Below are 1,095 nucleotides of genomic sequence, written 5' to 3' on the forward strand. Positions count from 1 at the left end.
TGCTGGTGGCCGTGCTGGCCGTCTGGAAAGCGGGTGGGGCGTATGTGCCGCTTGACCCGGATTATCCGGCGGACCGCGTGCGGTTCATGCTTGAAGACAGCGGAGCGAAGGTGCTGCTGACGCAAACACTGCTGCGAGAGCGTGCCGAAGCCTGGCTCGGTGAAGAGGAGCTGACGCTGGAGGCGGTGCTGTACCTGGACGACGAAACTTCGTACAGCGAGGAGCGGGCGAATGCCGACAGCTTCCATGAAGCCCGTCCGGAGGATCTGGCTTACGTAATCTACACGTCGGGAACGACGGGCAAGCCGAAGGGCGTGATGATCGAGCACCGCAGCCTGGTGAACACGGCGGGGGGCTACCGGCGGGAATACCGGTTGGATCAGTTCCCGGTGCGGCTGCTGCAGCTCGCAAGCTTCTCGTTCGACGTGTTCGTGGGAGATATCGCGCGGACGCTGTATAACGGAGGCACGATGGTGATTGTGCCGAAGGACGACCGGATCGATCCGTCTCGTCTGCACCACTGGATTGAGCGGGAGCGGGTCACCATCTTCGAATCGACGCCGGCGCTGATCGTGCCGTTCCTGGAGTACGTGCACGAGCAGCAGCTGGATATGAGTGGGATGGAGCTGTTGATCACGAGCTCGGACAGCTGCAGCGTGGCGGATTACCGGACCTTGCAGGAACGCTTCGGCTCGTTGTTCCGAATCATTAACGCATACGGCGTGACGGAAGCGGCGATTGACTCAAGCTTCTATGACGAGCCGCTGGCGAAGCTGCCGCAGACAGGCAATGTGCCGATCGGTAAAGCGTGGCTGAATGCGAAATTCTACATCGTAGACGCGCACCTGAATCCGGTGCCGGTCGGGGTGCTGGGCGAACTGGTCATCGGCGGAGTCGGGGTAGCGCGCGGGTACTTGAACCGTCCGGATTTGACGGAAGAGAAGTTCGTAGACAGCCCGTTCGCCGCAGGCGAGCGGCTGTACCGCACGGGAGACTTGGCGCGGTGGATGGAGGACGGGAACGTGGACTTCATCGGCCGGATCGACAACCAGGTGAAAATCCGGGGGTACCGGATTGAGATGGGTGAAGTCGAAG

Annotated in this window: 1 protein-coding gene; it reads left to right on the forward strand. The window is 61.6% G+C overall.

All coding sequences use genetic code 11. The annotated features are described in order from the left end of the window. A partial coding sequence (locus tag ACN6NF_RS25490) for an amino acid adenylation domain-containing protein (protein WP_474320321.1) occupies positions 1–1,095 on the forward strand: 1,095 nt, incomplete at both ends.

It is taken from the genome of Paenibacillus sp. TSM33, assembly GCF_056099025.1.